18 protein-coding genes are annotated in these 23575 nt (G+C 43.4%); 12 read left to right on the forward strand and 6 right to left on the reverse strand.

Features of this window, described 5'->3' with window-relative positions:
• Nucleotides 1-6 precede the first annotated feature (6 nt).
• The 3 genes from DTQ70_RS01905 to smpB all read right to left on the reverse strand — a co-directional run bounded on the left by DTQ70_RS01905 (nt 7) and on the right by smpB (nt 1650).
• Nucleotides 7-468, reverse strand: coding sequence for an SRPBCC domain-containing protein (locus DTQ70_RS01905; RefSeq protein WP_409050423.1), 462 nt, complete (start codon nt 466-468; stop codon nt 7-9).
• A gap of 3 nt (nt 469-471) precedes the next feature.
• Nucleotides 472-795: a helix-turn-helix transcriptional regulator gene (locus DTQ70_RS01910; protein ID WP_122929238.1), complete on the reverse strand. Its 324-nt coding sequence runs from the start codon at nt 793-795 to the stop codon at nt 472-474.
• A gap of 414 nt (nt 796-1209) precedes the next feature.
• Entirely contained in the window at nt 1210-1650 is a 441-nt protein-coding gene (gene smpB / locus DTQ70_RS01915) for an SsrA-binding protein SmpB (protein ID WP_122929239.1), read from the reverse strand.
• Nucleotides 1651-1823: 173 nt separating this feature from the next.
• Here smpB and DTQ70_RS01920 point away from each other — a divergent pair, with 173 nt between their 5' ends.
• Nucleotides 1824-4805 (forward strand): S9 family peptidase, encoded by a 2982-nt coding sequence (locus tag DTQ70_RS01920; protein ID WP_122929240.1) that lies wholly within the window; start codon nt 1824-1826, stop codon nt 4803-4805.
• Between the two features lie 76 nt (nt 4806-4881).
• On the opposite strand, the gene DTQ70_RS01925 is transcribed toward DTQ70_RS01920, so the two are convergent.
• A complete protein-coding gene (locus tag DTQ70_RS01925; RefSeq protein ID WP_122929241.1) occupies nt 4882-5391 on the reverse strand; it encodes a GNAT family N-acetyltransferase in 510 nt (169 codons plus the stop codon).
• Nucleotides 5392-5496: 105 nt separating this feature from the next.
• A complete protein-coding gene (locus DTQ70_RS01930) occupies nt 5497-5760 on the reverse strand; it encodes a hypothetical protein (protein WP_122929242.1) in 264 nt (87 codons plus the stop codon).
• Between the two features lie 154 nt (nt 5761-5914).
• On the opposite strand from DTQ70_RS01930, the gene DTQ70_RS01935 reads away from it, so the two are divergent.
• From DTQ70_RS01935 to DTQ70_RS01985, 11 genes are all read left to right on the forward strand, one after another.
• A complete protein-coding gene (locus DTQ70_RS01935) occupies nt 5915-6796 on the forward strand; it encodes an ABC transporter ATP-binding protein (RefSeq protein ID WP_122929243.1) in 882 nt (293 codons plus the stop codon).
• 51 nt (nt 6797-6847) lie between these two features.
• The gene (locus tag DTQ70_RS01940) at nt 6848-10492 is read left to right on the forward strand and encodes a M1 family aminopeptidase (protein WP_122929244.1); all 3645 of its coding nucleotides are present in this window, start codon (nt 6848-6850) and stop codon (nt 10490-10492) included.
• Nucleotides 10493-10574: 82 nt separating this feature from the next.
• The gene (locus tag DTQ70_RS01945; protein WP_122929245.1) at nt 10575-12692 is read left to right on the forward strand and encodes a hypothetical protein; all 2118 of its coding nucleotides are present in this window, start codon (nt 10575-10577) and stop codon (nt 12690-12692) included.
• Between the two features lie 203 nt (nt 12693-12895).
• Entirely contained in the window at nt 12896-13657 is a 762-nt protein-coding gene (locus DTQ70_RS01950; protein WP_164489814.1) for a hypothetical protein, read from the forward strand.
• Between the two features lie 430 nt (nt 13658-14087).
• Nucleotides 14088-15161, forward strand: a complete 1074-nt coding sequence (locus tag DTQ70_RS01955) for a hypothetical protein (RefSeq protein ID WP_122929247.1) — start codon at nt 14088-14090, stop codon at nt 15159-15161.
• 6 nt (nt 15162-15167) lie between these two features.
• Nucleotides 15168-16340 (forward strand): hypothetical protein, encoded by a 1173-nt coding sequence (locus DTQ70_RS01960; RefSeq protein ID WP_122929248.1) that lies wholly within the window; start codon nt 15168-15170, stop codon nt 16338-16340.
• A 43-nt stretch (nt 16341-16383) separates the two neighbouring features.
• On the forward strand, nt 16384-18354 hold the full coding sequence (locus DTQ70_RS01965) for an adenylate/guanylate cyclase domain-containing protein (RefSeq protein WP_122929249.1): 1971 nt from the start codon (nt 16384-16386) through the stop codon (nt 18352-18354).
• A gap of 57 nt (nt 18355-18411) precedes the next feature.
• Nucleotides 18412-19338: a sugar phosphate isomerase/epimerase gene (locus DTQ70_RS01970; RefSeq protein WP_122929250.1), complete on the forward strand. Its 927-nt coding sequence runs from the start codon at nt 18412-18414 to the stop codon at nt 19336-19338.
• Nucleotides 19339-19354: 16 nt separating this feature from the next.
• Nucleotides 19355-20635 (forward strand): AAA family ATPase, encoded by a 1281-nt coding sequence (locus tag DTQ70_RS01975; RefSeq protein ID WP_122929251.1) that lies wholly within the window; start codon nt 19355-19357, stop codon nt 20633-20635.
• Nucleotides 20632-21369 (forward strand): HNH endonuclease, encoded by a 738-nt coding sequence (locus DTQ70_RS01980; RefSeq protein ID WP_122929252.1) that lies wholly within the window; start codon nt 20632-20634, stop codon nt 21367-21369. The genes DTQ70_RS01975 and DTQ70_RS01980 overlap by 4 nt, the downstream gene beginning before the upstream one ends.
• Nucleotides 21370-21379: 10 nt before the next feature.
• The gene (locus DTQ70_RS01985; protein ID WP_122929253.1) at nt 21380-22402 is read left to right on the forward strand and encodes a radical SAM/SPASM domain-containing protein; all 1023 of its coding nucleotides are present in this window, start codon (nt 21380-21382) and stop codon (nt 22400-22402) included.
• 139 nt (nt 22403-22541) lie between these two features.
• On the opposite strand, the gene yiaK is transcribed toward DTQ70_RS01985, so the two are convergent.
• On the reverse strand, nt 22542-23561 hold the full coding sequence (gene yiaK, locus DTQ70_RS01990) for a 3-dehydro-L-gulonate 2-dehydrogenase (protein ID WP_122929254.1): 1020 nt from the start codon (nt 23559-23561) through the stop codon (nt 22542-22544).
• Nucleotides 23562-23575: the final 14 nt, after the last annotated feature.

The following is a 23575-nucleotide window of genomic DNA, read 5'->3' on the forward strand; positions in this document are numbered from 1 at the left end:
AATGAATTAGTTGGCAAAAAATGCTTGTAATCGGTTGTGTGCGAGGTTGATACCCATTGCAAACGGCATTTGTAGCAATTGATTACGGTAGGCAATTGACTTAAACACGATGTGCATCGTCAGTTTGCTGGTTGTTTCGGTGAGTTTTTCAAATTCCAAAAACTCAAGTTGCACAGCAAAGGGCGTATTTTCCATTTCAAACGTCCGCGTAATTTTTTGGTTAGGGACAAATTCATGAATGACCCCGCTAAACCGATGCGCGTGGCCTCGTGGGTCGGTGGTTTCAAATTGGTATCCACCGTGGGCATGATTTTCAAGTTTGAGCACTTTCGTTCCCATCCACTGTTCGACGATTTCAGGAACGATGTAGGCTTTGAAAAGAAGCTCAACGGGCAAATCAAACTCTCTCGTAATCAAGAGCTCTTGCTTCCCATCTTCGGCGTGGACGTTGGTTTTGGGCTGCAACATGGGTTATTGATTGGCTTGATAGGTTTTCATGATGGCTTCTAATTTGTTAAATCGGTCGTCCCAAAACTGACGGAAAGGCTCAATGAAGTCGGCAATTTCTCTCATTTTCTGTGGGTTGAGGTGGTAGTAAATTTCTCGACCGTTTTGGTGTTGAGACAGCAACTCACATTCGGTAAGAATCTGTAAATGTTTGGATACCGTGGGGCGTGCTGTGTCAAAATTGGCCGCAATGGCTCCCGCAGTCATGGCCTGTGAGGCAACTAACATCAGAATTGCCCTGCGAGTTGGGTCGGCAATGGCCTGAAAAACATCTCTTCGTAGATTCATTGTGTAGCTATTTGACTACAAATATGTGTGTAGTTATTTAGCTACACAAGTTTTCTTTCAGCCTTTCTAAGTTTAACGCGAGCTTTTCAAGATAAGTGCTTGGTTTTGTGCCTCATAGAGGCTTAACATTTGTAGAACAATGAGGGTTTGTCCGATCTGGTGTGCCATAGGTACACCACTTGTAAGCGATGTTATGTACCTACGGCACACTAAAATAAGAAAATAGATCCCTATCACTACAAATAGGTAGTGCCTATAGGCACATTTCTTGAAAAGTTCGCGTTAAGTTTAAGAGTGGAAGAAGGTAAAACTTGGGAAGTCTCGTTTGTCATATAGCTAGACTTTCCAAGCTCAAGGAATGGGAAGAAGGTAAAACTTGGAAAGGCTCGTTCATCAACTTCCCAAGTTTGGGAGTTATTCCTCCCCACGGCCTCGTTTGAGGTCGCGTTCTTTGATAGAGTCGCGCTTGTCGTAGAGCTTTTTCCCTTTGGCTAGGGCAATTTCCATTTTACAAAGGCCATTTTCATTGATAAAAAGGCGCGTCGGAATAATCGTCAAGCCTTGGTCTTTGAGTTTTGCAGCCAGTTTTTTAAGCTCTCTTTTTTGTAACAACAATTTACGGTCACGTACGGGGTTGTGGTTGGCATACGTCCCTTTTTCGTACGGAGAAATGTGCAGGTGGTGCACGTAAAGTTCATTGTCCAAAAAAATACAATAAGCATCCGTGAGGTTGGCTTTGCCGTCGCGGATGGATTTAATTTCGGTGCCAGTCAAGACAATCCCAGCGGTGTGGGTTTCGAGAAAAAAGTACTCGAACGACGCGCGGCGATTGCTAATATCTATGGTTCTGCTCATTTTCTAAGGCTAAAATCTTTTCAATAATTTTGAACGAAAAGGCTGCGAAGTTAACAATTTCCTTTTGTTAAACCTTGACCAAAGCCTGTTCGTCGCTAATTCCAAGCAAAAGTGCGATTCGTTCTCTACCTTTGGTACAAATTCAATTTCATCCATTCTAAATTCCCTTGTATATGAAAAAACTCTTCCTTCTATTTGGGATGATGCTCAGTACGGTGGCTTTTGCCCAACCCAAGCCCAAACCTGCCATGGGTTGGAAAGACGTCCTCAACTGGAAAGCCATTCCGTCCTTTGGTGGTACCCAACTCTCGCCCGACGGCCAATGGTATGCTTATGTATTGGCAACCTACGAAAGTGATGCCGAACTGATTATTCAAAAAACGTCGGATACTACCAAATACGTATATCCGATTGGTACACCGTCGTTTCCACAAATTAGCTTTTCCGACAACAGCAAGTGGGTAGCTTTTAAGGTGTTTGCCAAAAACAAAGACAAAAAAGCGGCTGCTAAACCAGGTGGAAAACCCATTCCTGACAAAGTATTTTTGGTGGAATTGGCGTCGAACAAAAAAACGGAATTTGACCGCGTAAAAAGCTTTGCCTTCAACGGTGAGAAAGCAACGCATTTGGCGCTTTTGCTTACCGCAAGTGGCGGCGCAGGCCCTTCGGCTGGCGGTGGTGATGCTGCCAAAGGTACCGATTTGTTGTTGCACGACCTTGGCACCAGCAAAACCCAAAACGTGGGAAATGTGGCTGAAATGGGTTTTGACAAAGCGGGGAACTGGTTAGCGATGACCATTGATGCCAACGAAAAAGCAGGAAACGGTGTCCAATTACGCAACATGACCACGGGCGTGACGCTGACGATGGACAACGACAAGGCGCGTTATCAGTCGTTAAACTGGACCGAGAAAGGCGATGGCTTGGCCTTGCTCAAAAGCGTTAAAGACGAAAAGTACAAAAACGAGCGGGTAGGGGTGTTGGGGATTAAAAACTTTGGAACGATGCCCGAACTCATCACCTACGACCCCAAAAGCGATAGTCTTGGTTTCCCCAAAGGAATGACCGTAAGCCCTAACCGCACGCCCTATTGGTCGGAGGATTTAAGTAGGTTGTTTTTTGGCGTCCATAAATTAGAGTTGGCAAAAAAAGAAGATAAAAAGCCCGCTGCTGCGCCCAAAGACACGACAAAGAAGCTGTCTGACGCGGAGAAGTTAGCCAAAATCAAGGCGGATACTACGGTCAAAACCTTGGAAGATTTGCAAAAAGCCCTCGCCAAAGTGAAGACTGACTCTACCAAAGCAGTAGCGAGTGCCGATAAAAAAGACGACACTGAAAAGCCCGAAGTGACGGTTTGGAACTGGCAAGATAAGCGTTTGCAGTCGAGACAACAGATTCAGGAGACCCAAGATAAAAACCAAAACTACGTGTCGATGTACGACGTGGCGGCTAAGAAGTTTGTACAATTGGCCGACAGCACCGTGAAATCCATTTCTATTGCTCCCAAACAGTTGTACGGTATTGGTACCGACAACAGTGAGTACGAATTGGAAAGTAGCCTCGACGGTCGCAACTACGTGGATGTTTACGTAACAGAGCTAAAAACGGGCAAGCGCGAAAAAGTAAGAACGAAGCATTATTTGCCTAATTTTTGGTCAGGTGCGCAGCCTTCTCCCGATGGTACAAAGTTTATGTACTGGGAAGGAACTAACTATTGGGTCTATGACATGGCGACCAAAACTAGTCGCAATTTGACCGAAAAAGTACCGACGTCGTTTGTGGATGTGGACGATGACCACAACCAACAAACCCCACCGCAAGGAGCCGTCGGCTGGAGCAGCGATAGTAAATCGGTGTTGTTGTCGGACGGTTGGGATATTTGGCAAGTACCTACCGACGAAAAAGATACCAAAGGAAAGGCGTTGGTGGCGGTTAATTTGACCCAAAACGGTAAAAAAGACAAGATTCGCTACGACCAACGCTACCAACTCGACCCCGAAGAAAAAGGGATTGATTTGAAAAAACCGTTGTACTTGCATACGTATGGCGAGTGGACGAAAAAAAGTGGGGTAGCGCGTTTGGACATCGGAAAGACCATCACCGTGAAGCCTTTGTTATGGCAAGATGCGGCGGTTGGTAGTTTGTCCAAAGCCAAAAAGGCGGAGACGTTTGTGTTTGCCAAAGAAACATTTACCCAACCACGTCAGTATTTTGTAACAACGAGTCCAGAACTTGGCAGTGAGAAACAATTGACCAAAAATGCGCCATTGCTTGAGAAATTTGCGTGGTCGGCAGGAACTCGCTTGGTCGATTACGTAAGCGACAAAGGTGATACGTTGCAAGGGGCGTTGTTTTTGCCAGCGGGCTACGAGCAGGGTAAAAAATACCCAACGGTGGTGTATTACTACGAAAAACTATCGCAGACGCTCCATAATTTCGCCAATCCTGCTTATTCTGGTACAGGTTGGAATCCTTCAATTTATACCTCAAACGGCTACGCTGTATTTATTCCAGACATTGTGTATAAACTCAACGACCCAGGTATGTCGGCGGTTTGGTGCGTATTGCCTGCGGTAAAAGCGGCCCTCAAAACGGGCGTGATTGACGAAGCCAAAATTGGTATCCACGGTCACTCTTGGGGCGGCTACCAAACCAGCTTTTTGATTACGCAAACCAATATGTTTAAGGCGGCCGCCGCTGGAGCACCGTTGACGGACATGATTTCGATGTACAATTTGATCTATAAAAACTCAGGAACGAGCAACGGACAAATTTTTGAAGGTTCACAGGGACGATTGGTCGCGCCGTGGGAAAACTGGGAGGCTTACAACCGTAACTCACCGATTTACCACGTCAAAAAGGTACAAACTCCGCTTCTGATGTTGCACAACGACGCCGACGGTGCCGTTGATTTTACCCAAGGAGTAGAGTACTACACGGCTTTGCGTCGTTTGAAGAAACCCGTCGTGATGGTACAATACAAAGGTGAAAACCACGGATTGGCTAAACAACCGAACCGCAAAGACTACTCAGTGCGGATGATGGAGTTTTTTGATCATTTCTTAAAGGGAAAACCTGCCCCAGAATGGTGGTCGAAGGGTGTGCCGCGCTTAGAGCTCGAGCAGCACATCGAAGGACGTATTTTTGAAAACTAGTAGGTGGAGGAGGTTATGAGTAACCTCCTCCACTTTAATCTTCGGGGAGGTTACTCATAACCTCCCCATTTCTCATTTACCCTTCTCGAAATCGGACGTAGAGGTGCTCGTCGATGAAGGTATTTTCTTTGTAAATAGATTTCTTCAGAATGGCCTCCAAGTGATAACCTGCTTTTTCTAATACTTTCATTGATGCAGGATTGTGGGCCATTACACCAGCATATAGGCGGTGCAAAGCGAACGTGCGAAAGGCGTAATCAGTGATTTCTAATACCGCTTCAGTAATGATTCCTTTTCCCCAAAAAGGCTCCCCAAGCCAATAGCCAATTTCGGCATTTTTACAAAAAATATCTTTTTGTAAAACAATTCCCACGCAGCCCACGGCTTCTCCCTCGACCTCAATCGCAAACACCGTAGGTATTTTTTCGGATTCGCACATATTTATCCAATGGAAGGCATCATCACTTGTGTACGGATGTGGGAAGGCGTCGCGCACGTTGCGCCAAATGTGGTAATTGTTGGCATAGCGAACGAGCGAACGCTCGTCTCCTTTTTGCCAGCGGCGTAAATGGTAGGAAGGCTTCATCGTTAATCAGAAAAATCGATTTCCTTCAATAACGAAGAAAGTTCTTGAGAGGTTATATTTTCTTTTTCTGATTTGTCGTAAATAGTAAGCAAAAAAAGCTGATTGTCATAGATAACCTTCTTGTTTGAGCTCCGCCAAGAAATCTTCTGCTGTCTGAAGCTCAATTTTCCCCTGACGATATAGCTTTACTTCTTCCACTGCTTCTTTAAGATTCGTTATTATTTCATCTTTAGTAAAGATGGGTGCCTCTAGTTCTTGTTTCTCTTCCAGCAAATCGAGTGCCTTTTGGTACTTCTCCCATTCCTTAATTGGAATAATGACGGCTTTTTTACGCCCCCTCTTATCAGTTATGTATTGAAGAGATGTCATAAGTTTCTTTTTTTACAAATTTACAAAACAATAAACTCATTTGCTATTGCCTAACATTCATCTGCCTATATCGCCATTAATCCTAAAAATGACAGACGGCGTGTGTTTTTTTCTATTTTCGCACAAACCATCAAAACCTACAAACTAATTTCTCATGCAGCTAACCATTACCAACCTTTCCAAAACGTATTCTAATGGAGTACAAGCCCTCAAAGATGTTACGCTCACGATTCCGCAGGGGATGTTTGGGCTTTTGGGCCCCAATGGCGCGGGTAAAAGTTCCTTGATGCGTACCATTGCGACCCTTCAAGAGGCCGATAGCGGTAGTATTTCGCTCGATGACTTGGACGTGCTACGCCAAAAAGAGGAGGTACGTAAAATTTTAGGATACTTGCCGCAAGAATTTGGAGTATATCCGCGCGTCAGTGCCGAAACCATGCTCGATCACATCGCCGACCTAAAAGGGATTTCGAACCGTGGCGAGCGTAAGGATATTGTAACGGCGCTTCTGCAAAAAGTAAACCTCTACGAAGCCCGCAAGAAAAACTTGGGGACGTATTCGGGAGGGATGAAACAACGTTTTGGCATTGCTCAGGCACTTATTGGCAATCCTAAACTCATCATTGTCGATGAACCTACGGCGGGCCTCGACCCTGCCGAACGTAACCGCTTTCACAACCTACTTTCGGAAATTGGCGAAAACACGATTGTGATTCTCTCAACGCACATCGTGGAAGATGTAACCAACCTTTGTTCGCACATGGCCATCATTTGTTTGGGCGAAGTTGTAGCCAAAGGAAATCCTAACGAGCTGGTGAAAAGCCTTGAAGGTAAGGTATTTAAGAAAAGTATTGAAAAACACGAGCTGAACGACTATCGCGAAAACTACCAAGTGATTTCGACTTCGCTGAAAATGGGAAAAACTCAAATTAGGGTCATTGCCGACGAGCCACTCGAAGGCTTTGAAGCGGCTACGCCCGATTTAGAAGATGTATATTTCTCAGAAATCACGGTTCGCCAAGGACTGGCAGTGTAGCCTTTTTTTGTCATTTTTAATTAAAGAGCGAAGTCAAACACAGCTAAATTTATGTTTTCAACCATACTTTCCTTTGAACTAAAATACCGCTTTAAGCGACCCGCGACTTGGGGCTATTGGGCGGTGATGTTTCTATTTTCGTTGGTGCTGGCACTGTTTGGTTCGGTGAGCATCAGCGGCGGCTCGTCCGAAAAAGTATTCATCAACGGCCCTGCGATTGCGGGGGTTTTCATTGCCGTGATGAGTGTGTTCGGTATCATGCTTGCAACGGCCGTGATGGGTGTGCCCGTCTATCGCGACATTGAGCACAAAACCCAAAATTACTATTTCAGCTACCCAATTTCCGAAAAAGGCTACTTGATGGGTCGTTTTGTTGGGTCTTTTCTGACACTGTTATTTATTGGTTCAGGGATGATAGTAGGGCACTTGTTTGGTTGTATTATTGGCCAAACCTTCGAGGTGGGCGATAATGTCGAACGCATTGGCCCTTACAACTTACTGAACTACCTGTGGCCTTACTTGGTCGTAGGCGTTCCCAATTTGTTCTTTGCGGGAAGTCTCTTTTTTAGCTTGGTGGCCTTGACCAAACGGGTGTTTGTTACCTATGCGGGTGGGGTGGTTTTGTTGGTGACTTACTTGGTAGCCTCTTCGTTGATGACCGATTTGGACAACAAGTCGCTGGCCGCTATTCTCGACCCTTTTGCCTTGGGAGCGCTTGATGATTTGACGCGTTACTGGACAGTTACCGAACAAAATACCCGTTTTTTCCCACTGGAAGGTAATTTTCTGTGGAACCGTTTGCTATGGATAGGCGTAGGGTTGCTGCCATTGTTGTATTTGTTATTTCGCTTTGATTTTCAACGCTTCATTGCACCGAAATCTCAAAAAATTTCCAAAAAGAAAACCGAAAAAGCAGCTGCTCCACGCTCATTGGCGGATTTGCCCGTGGCCGCAAAAGCCTACACCACGGGTCGTTATTTGAGGCAAATGCTCAGCATGGCCAAAGTCGAGTTTCGGAACATTGTTCGAGACCCCTTCTTTATTGCTATTTTGTTGGCGGCGGCGTTGTTCTTGTTTTTAGACAATCAGTACGCAGGGATGATGTACGGAACCGATTCATTGCCAACTACTTATTTGATGTTAGAGTCCAAAGACAGTACATTCTATTTTGTGGTGATTATCCTGATTATTTTCATTACGGGCGAAGTCGTGCACCGCGACCGAACGGTCAATTTTCACCTCATTGGCGATGCTTTGCCGTTGCCCAACTGGCTGGTGTACGGTTCTAAGTTCTTGGCTATGATTGGGGTGATGCTGTTTATTCCTATCGTGGGGATTTTATGCGGTATTACTTGGCAAACTATCAAAGGCTATTTTGATTATAATTTGTCGTTGTACTTGCAAGGCTACGTAGTTCCTATTTTGCAGTGGACGTTCCTGACCATGATTACGTTTTTGATTCATACTCTGGTCAACAACAAAATGACGGGGCACGTGGTCAACATTGCTTTTTGGGCGGTGCTGTACGGCACGCGGGCTTTTTCGGAATACAAATACATGTTGCTGTATTTCAACGCCGTTCCTACTTCGACTTATTCTGACATGAATGGGTTTGGATTTACCGAAAATACCATGTGGTATTTGTTGTGCTGGGGCGGATTGGCAGCGGTCTTTTTGGTGATTGGTAACCTCTTTTGGTCACGCGGAACGGAAACCAATTTCAAAAACCGTTGGCGCTTGGCCATGCAGCGCTTTACGCCTGCTACAGGGGCGTTGCTGTCGGTGTTTACCCTTGTTTGGTTAGGTTCAGCGGGCTTTATTTATTACAACCAAAGTGTATTGAACAAGTACCGTACCGCCGAAGAAGGCCGCAAACGAAGCGCGGAGTATGAAGAAAAATACCGTAAATATTACCTCAAAGCACAGCCTAAAGTGACGTCGGTGAAGGTAGAGGTAGATTTATTCCCTAAAAAACGAATGATAGATGCCCGTGGTCGATTTGTGATAAAAAATAAGCACAATCGCCCGTTGGATTCGCTGATTTTGAACGTGGGAGGTGGTTTCCCTCATTACCGAATGAGCCTAAAAATTGACGGAGTGGAGCCTAAGAAATTGTTGAACGATACGATTCAACGGTTCTACATTTACAAATTACCAAAAACACTGATGCCCAACGACTCGGCGGTGCTTGAAATCGTGTCGCATGGTGAATTTAGGGGCTTTCGCAATGGGGGAGAAGAGCAATTTACGATTACGGACAATGGTACTTTTGTGAACCAAGGCGATTTGTTCCCGAACATTGGGTACAGTCAGCAAGCCGAACTTTCGTCGGAGCGGTATCGGAAAAAGTACAAATTACCGATTCGGGAATTTGAAATGCCCAAACGCACTGACTCGACGGGGTTACAGAATTTCTTGTTTACCCAAGAAGGCGACTGGATAACGTTTGAAGGCACGGTCAGTACCGAACCCGACCAAATCGCAATTATGCCTGGGTATTTGCAAAAAGAATGGACGCAAAACGGTCGTAAGTATTTCAATTACCAACAAAACGAGTTCATGGATTTGTTCTTCAACGTCGCGTCGGCGCGTTATGCCGTCCACCGCGAAACGGTTAAGAACTCTGATGGACAGGATATTAAAGTGGAAATTTTCCACCATCCTACGCATAATAAAAACATTACCCACTTTATGAATGGGTTGAAAGACGCCTTGCGCTACTGTTCGTCCAATTTTCGCCCGTACCAGTTCCGACAGATGCGTATTTTGGAATTTCCTCGTTATCAGACCTTTGCGCAGTCGTTTCCCAATACAATTATGTATTCGGAAAACTTTGGGTTTTTGGCCGATTTCTCAGACCCCAACAAAACCGATTATGCGTATTACGTAACGGCCCACGAGGTAGCGCACCAGTGGTGGGGACACCAAGTGATGCCGAGTTTCACGCGGGGGGCCAACAACATCGCTGAGGCATTGGCCGAGTACAGTTCGCACATGGTGCTACACCACACTTACGGCCGCGACGTGATGCAGGAGCGCCTCAAATACGCCCTCGACCAGTATTTGCGCGGCCGTGGAACGGAAAACAAAGGCGAACAGCCGCTGATGGACAACGAAAACGGGGCGTACATTTGGTACGGAAAAGGCACGCTGACGTTTTATGCCCTGCAAGACATGGTGGGCGAGCAGCGCCTCAACACGTGGCTGAAAGACTATGCCGAACGGACGGCCTTCCGCCAGAAAGCGCCTTTTACGACGACCGACGAATGGTACAACAGTATTTACACCCAAACGCCTGATTCGCTCAAGTATTTTGTGGAGGATTGTATCAAAAAAATCACCTTGTACGAAAACAAAGTGACGGGCGTAGAAGCGACGCCACTGAAAGGCGACCAGTATAAAATAAAGCTGACAGTAGAGACGAAAAAGCTGTATTTTGACAAAACGGGCAAGGAAATTGCGCAGGGAAAAACGCCGAACTACATCGACATTGGGGTGTTTACGGAGGAGTCTAAAAACAAACTCGGCATGAAGCAAAAAGTGCCGCTTTACCTCCAAAAACACAAACTCAGCCCAGGCAAGCACACGATTGAGTTGGTAGTAAAAGGCAAGCCCCTCAAAGGCGGCATCGACCCCTACAACAAACTCATCGACCGTATTTCGGATGATAATGTGATGAAAGTGGAAATGCTGTAGAAAAATCGGTCGGCGGGGTTTAATGTTCAAGCCTTTGCCGACCATTTTGGTTATATTTGTAGAAAAATGTAACTATTATCTTATGTATTCAGAATTAGAAATCAAATTATTCAAACAACGATTTCATGGCGCAGTTAATATAAAGGGGATTGATTTTCAGATTCATTATGCTCTTAATATTACCCTAAATCTGCTCTTGGCAGAAGAACCATTAGGCTCTATTACATTAGAAGGTATTGAAGACCTTGATTTACAGCCTATAAAAGCAGGAAATGTTTATGTACAAGTGAAGACTTCTAATACTCCATGGCATTTATGTCAGCTATCAGAGCCACTTATAAACTTCATATCCCAAAATAAAACCACTGGTACAGAGAATTCATTTCAACTTGTAACAGATTTTGAGCAGCGAGAATCAATTAAAAAGCTATTTTCCAAAAATTGTTCACTTGCTGAAAAAGCTAATTTGGTAGGTGACATTCTGAAATGTAAGCCCCTAAAAGATAAGAGAATTACTCGAACTCAACTTGAAACTGTTATCTTAAACACTGAAATTCAGTCTACTACTAAACAATCACTGATAGAAGATTCTAAGAGTAAATTGGTTTTGTTGTTAGATATTCATCCAGATGAAGCTGAAATTTTTTTACTGAGTTTCCTGTATAAATTTCTTGATTGGTCAGTTGAGAGGAAGACAATTACAAAAGTTAATATTTACGATTTTAAAACTCGATTTTTTGAAAATAAAGTACGAGGTCAAGAATTTGAGGCATATGGTAGAGGGCTTATTGATAGAATTTCTTGGAGAGAAGATAGCTTACCAAAAGATTACTTCGAAGGTAAAAAAACTCGTTTTGGGCATATCGCTCTTGGGTTAGACGTAAGAAGGACTAAATGGCTGAATAAAATTCAAGAGATATTTGGTAAAACAAGAATTTGTATAATCCGTGAAGCAAGCGGACAAGGAAAATCTACATTAGCACTGAGATATGCTTATGATTTTTGGAATCATGAATATTCTTTTGCCATAAAGGCGGTTGAAACAGTTGAGCACTCAGAGCAAATTTCAAATTATCTAAAATCCTTATCAGAGTTAGGGCTGCCAGTGAGTGTTCTTATTGATGATGTAAACCATACAAAAAGCCACTTCAGCAAAATAATTCAAAACTGTGCAGGTTATCCAATCAATTTTCTAATCACTTCTCGAAATGATGATTATCATTATTTTGGTAGTGTAGGAGAAGTATCGTTAGAGTTTTTAATACCATATTTTGATAGACAGGAGGCTAAACTTATTTTTCAAAACTTAAAAAAGCAAAACAAAATTCATACAAGTGTTATAAACTCTGATTGGGCTTATGAAAGAATTGGTTCTCCAAAATGCCTCATTGAGTTCATATTCCTAATTACACAAGGGCAGATGTTGGATGAACGACTGTCCGAACAAGTCAGAGAAATACGTAAAAATAATCAAAATGATAAAATTGATTTTTTAAGAAAAGTCCTATTAGCAGATGCTTGTAAAACTCCTATTAATATTAACCATTTGATAGTTTCGGAACAGCTAAATATTGACTACCAAGAAATTATAAAAAGTACAAATAATGAGTTCGTTTATTTAGAGGACGACTATATACATGGTTATCATTGGGTTAGAAACTCACACTTATTGAAAATACTACATGAAAACTACTCTAATCCTGCTATTACTGCGTTAAAAACTATTTCATTGATTGACGACAGCCAAAAGCCATTTTTTCTTGGAAATTTATCAGAAATACCAGGTTTTGATGTAGAGGTTCTCATTGAAAACTTCAAGTATATTGCTGATAGGACTGATTTAAAGACATATTTGGCTTTCCTAAGTGGTATTTTTAAAATAGGTGAATATCTTTTCTTTTTGAGGAACAAAGAGGTTTACCAAGAGGCTTATGATAAATTTAACGAGGGTGTTTTATTATTATTCAATGCCAAATTTCTACCAACTCAAGAAATTGATCTTTTTAGTTTGTTTAGTGATAATCGTAATTTCAGAGAAGTAAAGGAGTTGAGTGATATGATAACCATTACTCATAGAGGTTTTCAATATGTTGGTTTTTTTGTGAATTCTAACGAATTTAAATATGAATTTAATGACACAAATTTAGATTTGATTGGTGAAGTAATGGATTGGTTTTACTGGATTAAAAAAATATTTTAAGTCTAAATCAGGCTGAAAAACTTATCGAAAATTCTAAAATACTTGACTTGGACATAAATTCTTTTAGTTTTTTCTCGCAGTCACTTTATAGACTTTATCCAGAAAAACACAATAAGTGGTTTACGAAAAATAAAGATAAAATCCTTACAAAGCTGGAAACCCATCTGAAATGTTCTATCTCATTAAGTGGAAATCAGGTTAGCATGACTTATTCAGAGCTTGTCGAAGGTGAGTCACCAAATGAAGCTACTATGAATCGATTAAATACAATCCGTTCCGCTATACCTTTTTGTGAATTATATAAAGGAAAACATACTTTCATGTCCATAATGACAAAACTTGTAAAGTTGAAATACCAATATGCCTACGATGAGTCAAAAAAAGAAGTTTCTGCTGAAAATTTGCATTTTCAAAGCGATGTAGAAAAGAATAAAATTTTTGATAGTATTGTAGATGCTCATTTTAGAGTTAAGACTTGGTATGAGTTTACTGAATGTTACTACAATCTAAGAAACGATATTGTTATTTACTGCGAAGATTTATGTAGAAGGCTAATTGGCGCTTCTCATAAATTCAAAAAAGAAGCACCTGTTATTGCTGAAAACATATTACATAGCTACAAAATAATGCCTGTTGAAATCAAAGAGTTAGAAAAACCTTTTTCAGATTGTCGTTACTTTTTTAATTCATTTAATAACTTTTTGATTATGAAGTCAAAAATCCTTCAGAATGAATATGATATAGAATCAAAAAGATTGCTGTTTATAAACTTTAATAATTGTTTAATAAAACTTTATAAAATGCAAGATTTCTTTGATGAGCTTGAAGGATTTGCACCAACTTACTTTAATTTTGAAAAATTAAACCAAAGAGAAATTAGAGCGTTGAAAAATTTAAAAGAACTATTGAAAAATAATGTTCCACAAAGTAGCGATTATTGGGACTTAGACACAATTATGGATTAAAGGGATGTAGTTGTCGAAACTCACTCAATGACAAATTCATTAAGCTCGCCGCTTTGCTCAGCGAAATGACCTCTTCGATAGCTGCTCGGTACAATAACTGTGAAAAACGCAATGTGTTTCACTATATCGTACCGCCTATTTTGAGTCCAAACGCCCATCGATAATCTAACCGCTATCTCTTTCCCTGATTCTCCGACCAATCGTCTTCTTGATGATTTAGCGCTACAAACCTAGCCCTAAAACTATTAAAGCGTTTTGCGTGAGAAGTTGACGAAATAGATTATATTCGTCCAGCTAATTTCTGCGCTAGAAATTTCCTCCATTTGCCTCTGCTCTTTGACATTCTCTTTCTTTTTCAATGCGTTGACATTTTCCTTGTTGCGCCTCAAAACCTACTCCCTTAGGAGATTAACCTTTACCTTACCCTACTATGAAAAATCTAATTCAACCTATTGTTTCGAATCAACCTGAACCCGGGCATCATGCCAGAAGTGTACTTACGATTGAAGAGTTTATCCGTTTATTGAAAGAAGAAGAGGATTATTGGGCACCTGAGCAAAACAATACCAAGCGAATGATTACTCGTTTGCGTAAAATCTTTTATGACCAATGGGGATGGAATAGCGAATTGATACGTGGGGCGGCAGCGATAGAAAGCCGTTTTGAGACGGTTCTCCATGATTCTCCCGTGAATCATGGGAAAGAAGTTGTTCGGTATAAAAAGCTGGTGTATATGCCCGTGTATCGAGTCGTGACTTATACCGACCACGACAAGGTTTTTGGCGATACCCGAGCGGGAAAAGTGCCCTTTATTTACGAAGGCGATCACCAAGATGTAGTGCTGACCGAAGGGCATTTTTGTGACGTTGCCCACACCTTGGCGGGCTTGGATGCCATCAATTATAAGCAGGTGGTCAGCCCATTGCCTTCGTTTTTATCATTTCTTACTCCATTTGTTCCGCATGTTGACTCCAACGTGGATGTCGTGACATGGTTGGGTGACATCGCGAGTAGTTCGGCCGATTTTCTTTTCGATTACTTGAAAAACAACGGAAAATCGGTGAGTGGCAAGGAGGCACAAGAGGTAATAAACGTAGATGCTTCGGCTTCGGATATGCTGGGGGATATAGACGCGTACGTGATAGCCCATCATTACGACATTGGAAGTTCGAACGGGATGCGGTGTACTGAACTACTAACGGACTATTATCTGGGTGATAATGGCTACCGCGCACGGCGGTTTTCTACGTTTTGCTCCGTTATAGGGCTCGAAAAATGGAATGGACGGGAGTTTGCCAATGAAAAACAGTGGCTGGCGTATTATCGAAAGCAGCTACGAGACAGTACGTCCTTTGTGACGTATAGTGTTAATGAAAAGACACTTTCGGGCGTGTTGCTACCGCTTAAAATATGGTTTCATTGGTACGACGATGCCTTAAAGTTAGACCTACTCCTGAGTATTTTTTTAAAAGCCCTTAAACATAACCTTACACTTGAAAAATAATGCCGTATGGAAATCTCTAAAAAAGTGCTGTGGATTATTGCCTCGTTAGTACTGCTTTTTCTTTTACCTTATCTCGGAGCACTTATTGCGTTTAATAGCGATTTGCCCCCCAATTTATTTACGTATCCAGCCATTGTTCCCCAAGCCAAATCGCACTTTAATGGGTATGTATTTGCCATTATTTCTGTCTTTTTTGTGGCCATCGCGTTGTTGTATATTTACCCAAGGCTTTTTGGTTTTAAGCGTGTGGTGGTGTACGTTTCGGTCAAGAAAAAAAGGTCTTTGCCCCTTTGGTTTTGGATTTCGTTAGTGGTCTGGTGTGGGTGTCTTATTTTACTCTGGGGGAAATTCCAAGGTATTCGTTGGTTTCTTAAATTTATCGATATTTTGCTTTGGTGGAGTTTTACATTGATGATTGATGGAATCGTGTACGCCAGAAATAACGGACGGTCGCTGGCGACGATACGCCATCGGGAATTGGTTGGTATTGCTTTTGCTTCGATTTTAGGTTGGATGTTTTTTGAGTATTTCAACTTCTTTGTGGATGACAATTGGTACTATCCTCAAGGGGGGCAGATACCGCCAGCGGAGTTTTTGAGTTACTCCATGCTCGCTTCTACGGCCGTCTTTCCTATTGCCTTCGAATGGTATAGTTTGTTCAATACGTTTGAATCTTTTAAGGCAAAGTATTCCAAGGGAGTAAAATTGGTAGTGCCCAAGTGGCTAAAAATGGGGCTATTGGTGCTGAGTTTTGGGGTGATGTTTTCCATCAGCTTCTTTCCCGATACGCTTTTCTTTGCCGTGTGGCTGAGCCCGTTGATAATCTTGGCCATCTTGTTGTCCGAAATGAAAATATGGTCGCCTTTTACGCCTATTAAAGACGGGAATTGGTCGCCGTTGTTGCTGATTGCCCTTTCGTGGGTCGTTTCGGGCGTGTGTGTTGAGTGCTGGAACTACTTCAGTGCCGACCACGTCAATGGCCAAATAATCACCGAAAATACGCTTTATTGGGCCTACAGCGTACCGTATGTAGATGCGTATCATTTGTTCGAAATGCCCATTTTAGGGTATTTGGGGTATTTGCCTTATGGGATATATGCGGGCGTGTGGTGGATAACTTTTGCCTTTTTACTCAACATTCCTACGCAGTTTTCGGAAGCGGGACATGACAATGTGTAAGCACTAATTGAGGGGAGACAATCGCATAAAACGATGCCATACGATGAAAATAATTGTACAACTACTTAGGCAATGGGCAGAGTTAGCTACCAGCAAAACAAGCAGGGTGGTTGGTATTTTGTGCTTTTGCTGGGGAATGACCGTGTTAGGGCAAAACCCTGTTATCAATTGGGACGGAAAACAAAAGGTAGTCGATATTGCCGAGCAAGTGTTGATTTTGAAAGACACAAGTGGTCGTTTGAAAATAGAGGACGTTGCTTCGCCCCAATTTGCGGATAGGTTTACCCTATCAAAACAGAAGGTGTTGAGTTTCAATGATGAGGATTATTATTGGGTCAAAGTCCAAGTTCGGAATGTAGCCTCTACCCAAGTGCTGCTAGAAATAGCGCAACCTATTTTGTCGAAGGTTGATTTTTATTACCAAGAACCTACTACCCAAAAATGGCACGTAGTCCAAGAGGGATTTATGACGCCTATTCAACAGAAAGCTTATAAGCACCAATACCAGCTTTTTTTGTTGCCCCCAGCCGCCCAGACCTATTATTTACGCTTTCAGTCATTAGGACTTGCGGTGCCACTTCGGCTTTGGAATGAAAACGTGTATGAAGAGAAAATAGGTACCCAACGCATCGTTTTTGGGATTTTTACGGGCATCATGGGCTTTGTGGTTATCCTCAACCTCTTTTTCTTTTTTTCTCTTCAAAAATTAGCCTATGCACACTATGCGGTGCTGGTATTTATTTATTACCTGACGGCCTCCAACGTCGAAGGTTTTCTTTTGTATGTACATCCTAAAGCCGATTTGTTTTATGGAATGTTCATTACTTCGATTTTTAATATGCCAATTGGAGTCTCCTTTGCCCTGCTCTTTTTGGACATCAAAAAAGTAAGTACTCGACTGTATAAAGTTGGGTGGGGGTTCTTTATTTACTATTTGACGTTTATCTTCTGGCATCGGTTTTTGTCGCCGCTCACTTTGGCATACGTGACCAATTTCCATGGCCTGATGGTGGTGTTAATTATGGCTACTTTTGGGATACAGGCGGGCAGAAAAGGCAATCGAATCGGGTATTACTTTTTTGTTTCGTATTTACTGTTCTTCTTGTTGGCCGCGCTGGATACCAAAAGCAAATTGACGGGCACCCCAACGTACATTTTTGATTTGTCGTATGTGTCGTTAGGCTTTCTTACGGAGGCAATTACCCTTTCATATTTGCTGACCAAACGTTTTGAATGGGAAGGCCAAGCAGTGGCAGAGGAAAGGCTAAAATCGCAGGAACTTCTGCTGGCACAAACAAGGGAAAATGAGCGGATTGTGCGCGAACAAAACGTTATCTTGGAGCAAAAAGTAGCCGAACGAACCCGTGAGTTGGTCGTCGAAAAGCAAAAATCGGATGACTTACTTTTGAATATTTTGCCGTCGGACATCGCCGATGAATTAAAAGCGACGGGAAGAGCCAAAGCCCGAAAGTATGAGTCAACGTCGGTGCTTTTTGCTGATTTTAAAGACTTTACTGTATTCAGTCAAAACCAAAGTGCCGAAAAAGTGGTCGCAGAAATTGACCATTGCTTTAGGGCGTTTGATCGTATTGTGAAAAACTACGGACTCGAAAAGATTAAAACGATTGGGGATGCTTACATGTGTGCAGGTGGTTTACCTACCCCTAGCGATCATCACGCCCAAAACATCGTACAGGCAGCTTTGGAAATATGCGCTTTCATGAAGCAACTAAAAGCGGAAAAAATCAAGGAAGGGGAACTGTATTTTGAGGTGCGGGTAGGGATTTGCTCGGGGCCAGTGGTAGCGGGTATCGTTGGGATTAATAAATTTGCGTACGATATATGGGGAGATACCGTCAACACGGCGGCGCGAATGGAGCAGCACAGCGAACCAGGAAAAGTAAACGTGAGTGGTTCGACGTACGAATTGATTAAAGAGACGTATAATTGTATCCCAAGAGGAAAAATTGCTGCCAAAAATAAAGGCGAAATAGAGATGTATTTTGTGGAGTAGTCTTATTTCTAGCAGCACTTTAGAAACAAAAGTAATTGATAAAAACCATTTCAAAACATGCTTAAACTTGGATTTGTGAGTGCCATCTTGGCCGATTTTGGGTACGAACACGTGATTGATTTTGCCGCTAATCACGGCTTTTCGTGCGTAGAAATGATGTGCTGGCCCTCTGATAATGCCGACGCGCGCCGCTATGCAGGGGTGACGCACATCAATGCCGAACGCGTACTGTCCGACAGCGCGTACGCCCAAAACTTGGTGTATTATGCCAAAGAAAAAGGAATTACGATTTCGGGCTTGGGCTATTATCCTAACCCCATGGACTCCGATGCGGAAAAGGCGGCCTATTTCCGCGAACACATCAAAACCCTCATTAAAGCGGCGGCGAAGCTAGGTTTACAGAATGTCAATACGTTTGTTGGGCGTGACCCGTCCAAAAATGTGACCGAAAACCTCAAGACGTTTGGCCAAGTGTGGCCCGAAATTATCAAGGTAGCCGAAGAACATAACGTGAAAATCGGTATCGAAAACTGTCCCATGTTTTTTACCAACGACGAGTGGCCTGGAGGTAAAAACTTGGCTACGACGCCTGCGATTTGGGACCGTATGTTTGAAATTATTCCAAGCCCCATTTTAGGACTGAACTACGACCCATCGCACATGATTTGGCAAATGATGGATGAAGCCAAGCCGATTTACGATTACAAAGACCGCTTGCACCATATCCACCTCAAAGACGCAAAAGTGTATAAAGACAAGCTCGACCGTGTTGGTATTATGGCCAATCCGCTCGAATACCACAGCCCCAAACTCCCAGGCTTGGGTGATGTCAACTGGCGAAAATTCTTTGCGGCCCTGACCGACGTGCGCTACCGTGGTCCTGTGTGTATTGAGGTGGAAGACAAGGCGTATGAAGGCAGTATTGAGGATGTGAAAGCGGCGATTTTGACCAGCCGAAACTATTTGCGCCAGTTTTTGGGTTAATCCAAAAAACATTTCCATGAGAATCGAAGAAATCACGCTACGAAATTTTCGTAATTTTCAAGAACAGACTTTTCAGTTTCCTAGCCTTTTTACGGTTGTCATTGGAGAAAATGGAAAGGGGAAATCCACGCTGTTGCAATCACTAAAGGTGGCAGCGGGGACTTTTTTGCTGGGCCTGAAAGAGGCCGAAAGGATTCATATTCTTTCAGAAGATATTCGTAGGGTTGATTTGAATACACGATTTGTGCCTCAATTCCCCTGTGAGTTTATGGTAAAAGGGGATTTTTATGGGCAGCCTGTGTCTTGGAAACGAAGCAAAAATACGCTCGATGGACGTACCACTTCTGCCGATGCCAATGAACTGATTGGCTTTGCACAAGTGATAGAACAACGGGTAAATGAAAATTTGGAAGAAAAAGTAAATCTTCCTGTGCTTGGATTTTTTAGTACAGCACGACTGTGGGCAGAATCAAAACAGACCTTTAAACTGAAAACGAAAGGGTCTCGTCTGAAAGATGGCTATGCTCGCTGCCTTGACCAACGCTCTGATCGTATCACTCCGATGGAGTGGATAAAAAGTAACTATTATAAACAGCTCAAAGGAATCGGCTCGCAAGGGCTTTTGAAGGCTGTTTTGGAGGCAATAAGTACGTGTATTCCCAACTGGACAGCGGAGGAGTGGGATGAAGATACCGATGATTTGTTCGGAACACTCCTTACGCCCGATGGACAGTCGAGCAAGATGCCTCTGTACTACCTCAGCGACGGTTTGCGTACCATGGCGGGACTTGTCGCTGAGATTGCTTACCGTTGTGTCATACTCAATAGCCATTTAGGAGAAGAAGCTGTGAAGCAGAGCAAAGGGATTGTGCTGATTGACGAATTGGATATGCACTTACACCCCAATTGGCAACGGCACGTAGTTAATGACCTAAAAACGGCTTTCCCGAACATACAGTTTGTGGCTACTACCCATTCGCCTTTTATTGTACAGTCGCTGAATAGCAATGAGTTAATTAATTTGGATGCCATATCGGATGTGTCGCCCAAAGAATTAACCGTCGAGGAGGTGGCTCAAGAAATAATGGGCGTAGAAAGCGCATATAGTATTGAAAACACTCAGCAAGAACAGTTAAGTAAAACGTATTTTGAAACATTAGAAACGGGTACATTAGCTGAACCCACTACGCGAGATATACTGGAAGAAATAGAAACCCAAATAGCCGACCCTGCAATGAGAGCATTGCTTCAAATGAAGAAGCTTAAAAAGCAACTTAATCCTGAACAGCCACTATGAGACCTATTTTTCGTGGGCCAGTGCCTATCGATGAAAACGGGCAGATGAAAGTAGTGAGTGACTACAAGGATTGGCGAATGGACTTGGTGGAGCGAATTGGGAACTATTGCTCGTACTGCGATATGGTACTGAACGATAGCCCTCAAGTGGAGCACGTAGTTCCTAAAAATCCTCAGCCTAATCAGCCCCAAGGTTCTTTGCTGGCGTGGGACAATATGGTATTGGCTTGCGGGCCGTGTAACAGAGCCAAAAGTAATAATCCGTGTGGAACGGATACGCATTATCTGCCTGATTTCCACAATACGATATTGGCCTTTGAAACAAAAAATATTTCTTATCGTAATAAAAATGCCTGTATTATTACAGTCAAATCGGGTTTAACGTTTGCGCAAGCGACCAAAGGCCAAAATACCGTTAACCTCTGCCAGCTAGATAAAGTGGTAGTGACCCCTCGGGCAACGGATTTGCGGTGGAAATATCGTTTTGAAGCCCTACAAATGGCTAAGTATTGGCGAAATGAATGGGATAGCTGGGGACAAACTACTCCTGCGTTTTTGAGACTTCTTCAAACCGCAGCCATTTCAAAAGGCTTTTTTATGGTTTGGTACGAAGTTTTTTCTGAGGTACCTACAGTAGTCAAAGCGCTTATAGAAGCATTCCCAAATACGGCGGTCGATTGCTTTGATGAACAACAAGGGTATAGGCTCAAGCGTCGAAATCCCGCTGATTTTTAACAACCACTCCATGAATCGTAACCTACAAGATGGGCTAAATTTTTTCTCCAAACTTACGCGCAAGCGGGTTTGGAACGCCCTAAAAGTTATTTATAGCTTCTACGAATCGAAGTCCACGGGCAAAGCCTTGCACCGTGGACTTCCGATGAGTATTTCGTTTGAACCTACCACTTCGTGCAATTTGCGCTGTCCCGAATGCCCTAGTGGTTTGCGGTCGTTTACGCGACCTACGGGAATGTTGGACGGTGATTTGTTCAAACGCACCATCGACGAACTCGCTGATACCCTTTTGTACCTCATTTTTTATTTTCAAGGGGAACCTTACCTGCATCCTAAGTTTTTGGAATTGGTCAGTTATGCCTCCAAAAAAGGGATTTATACCGCAACTTCCACCAATGCGCATTACTTAACCGAGGCAGCGGCCCGTCGCACGGTAGAAAGCGGCCTCGACCGCCTGATTGTGTCCATCGACGGCACAACGCAGGAAGTGTATCAGCAGTACCGAGTAGGAGGGAAGCTAGAAAAAGTGTTGGAAGGAACGCGTACGATACTGAAATGGAAGAAACAGCTCGGTTCTAAAACGCCGCACGTTGTTTTTCAGTTTTTGGTGGTACGTCCCAACGAACACCAAATTGAAGATGCCAAACGCCTCGCCAAAGAAATTGGGGTGGATGAAATAGGCTTTAAAACCGCTCAAATTTACGAATACGAGCAAGGCGACCCGCTCATCCCGACGATTGATAAGTACTCCCGCTATGCCCAAAATACCGACGGCACCTACCGAATTAAAAATAGCCTCGACGGACATTGTTGGAAAATGTGGCATTCGTGCGTCATTACGTGGGATGGGAAAGTTGTCCCTTGCTGCTTCGATAAAGACGCTCACTATCGCCTTGGCGACGTGTCCGAAACTTCTTTTCAAACCCTTTGGCAAAGCAAAGCCTACACCGATTTTCGTCAAGCTCTGATTCGCTCCCGTTCTGAAATCGAAATGTGTAAAAATTGCACCGAAGGAACGCAGGTTTGGGCGTAAGGGCAAGGGGCAAGTAGGCAAGTAGGCAAATAAGGCAAGGGGCAAGTGAGAAAATGAGGCAAGTGAGCAAATGAGGCAAGCTTGCAATTTGCCCCTTGCCCCTTGCAAACTTGCTCCTTTCTGCTTGCAAACTCGCTTCTTACAAGAACCCCGTCACTTCTTTCCAGACGTTTTCTAGCACAGGAATTCCCTGTTGACTGTTTTTGAGTCGGGTTGCTAGTACTCGCTCGCTTGGGTAGCTTACGTGGCCTTGTTCTTTGATGGGAACGGAGGTTTTATAGTCCTGAATGATGGCGTCAATGGTTGAAGAAATGCTGGAAAAGTTGCTTAGTTTCGACAAATCGAGCGCAATGAAAATCTGAGAAGAAGCCATTTCGGCTGGCTTTTGCGTGATTTCGTGCGTGGCTAATCCATTGGCTAAAGTAGCGGCAAGTACATCCAACAAAAACGAAAGTCCAGCACCTTTCCAAAAACCAACGGGCAACGACCGCCACGATTCCAAAATTTTGTCGGGCTCGTCGGTGAGGTTCCCGTCTTTGTCGTATCCGCCTACTACTGAAAGTTTTTCATTTTTCATGACGGCCAATTCCATTGCTCCAAACGAGTACTGCGACATCGCCATGTCGAGTACGATGGCTTCGTCGCCGTAGGGAGCGGCAAATACCAACGGGTTGTTGCCTAATTTGGGATTGGTAGCGCCCCAGGCAGGCATGTTGGCGGTGGTATTGGTCCAGCCGATGAACGCAAAACCTGCTTTTGCTGCTTGCCAGCCGTACGCCCCGCCGCGCATCCAGTGGTTGGTATTGGCCAACGCGACGCATCCAATCCCGTGTTTTTGGGCTAACTTCATGGCACGTTCGGTAGCGAAAATGGCGTTGGAAGGCCCTGCTCCCAAATTCCCGTTCCACTGCTCAATGCCCCCAAAACGGTGAACTATCGTCGGTTTGGCGTCGGGAATCACGTATCCGTTGCGAACGTATTGGATGAAGCGAGGAAAACGGTTGATGCCGTGGGTATAGATTCCGTCAACACTATTCTGCGTGAAAGTCATGGCACATTCTTCGGCTCTTTTTTTAGGAAAATTGTGCTGCAAAAGAATCCGCTTGAGCGTTTTGTGCATTTTGTCCGCAGGAATGGTAAGGAGTTTAGGGGTTGACATAAGTCTTTTTTTTC

Origin of the sequence: Runella sp. SP2 (genome assembly GCF_003711225.1) — a bacterium.
Classification (GTDB): domain Bacteria; phylum Bacteroidota; class Bacteroidia; order Cytophagales; family Spirosomataceae; genus Runella.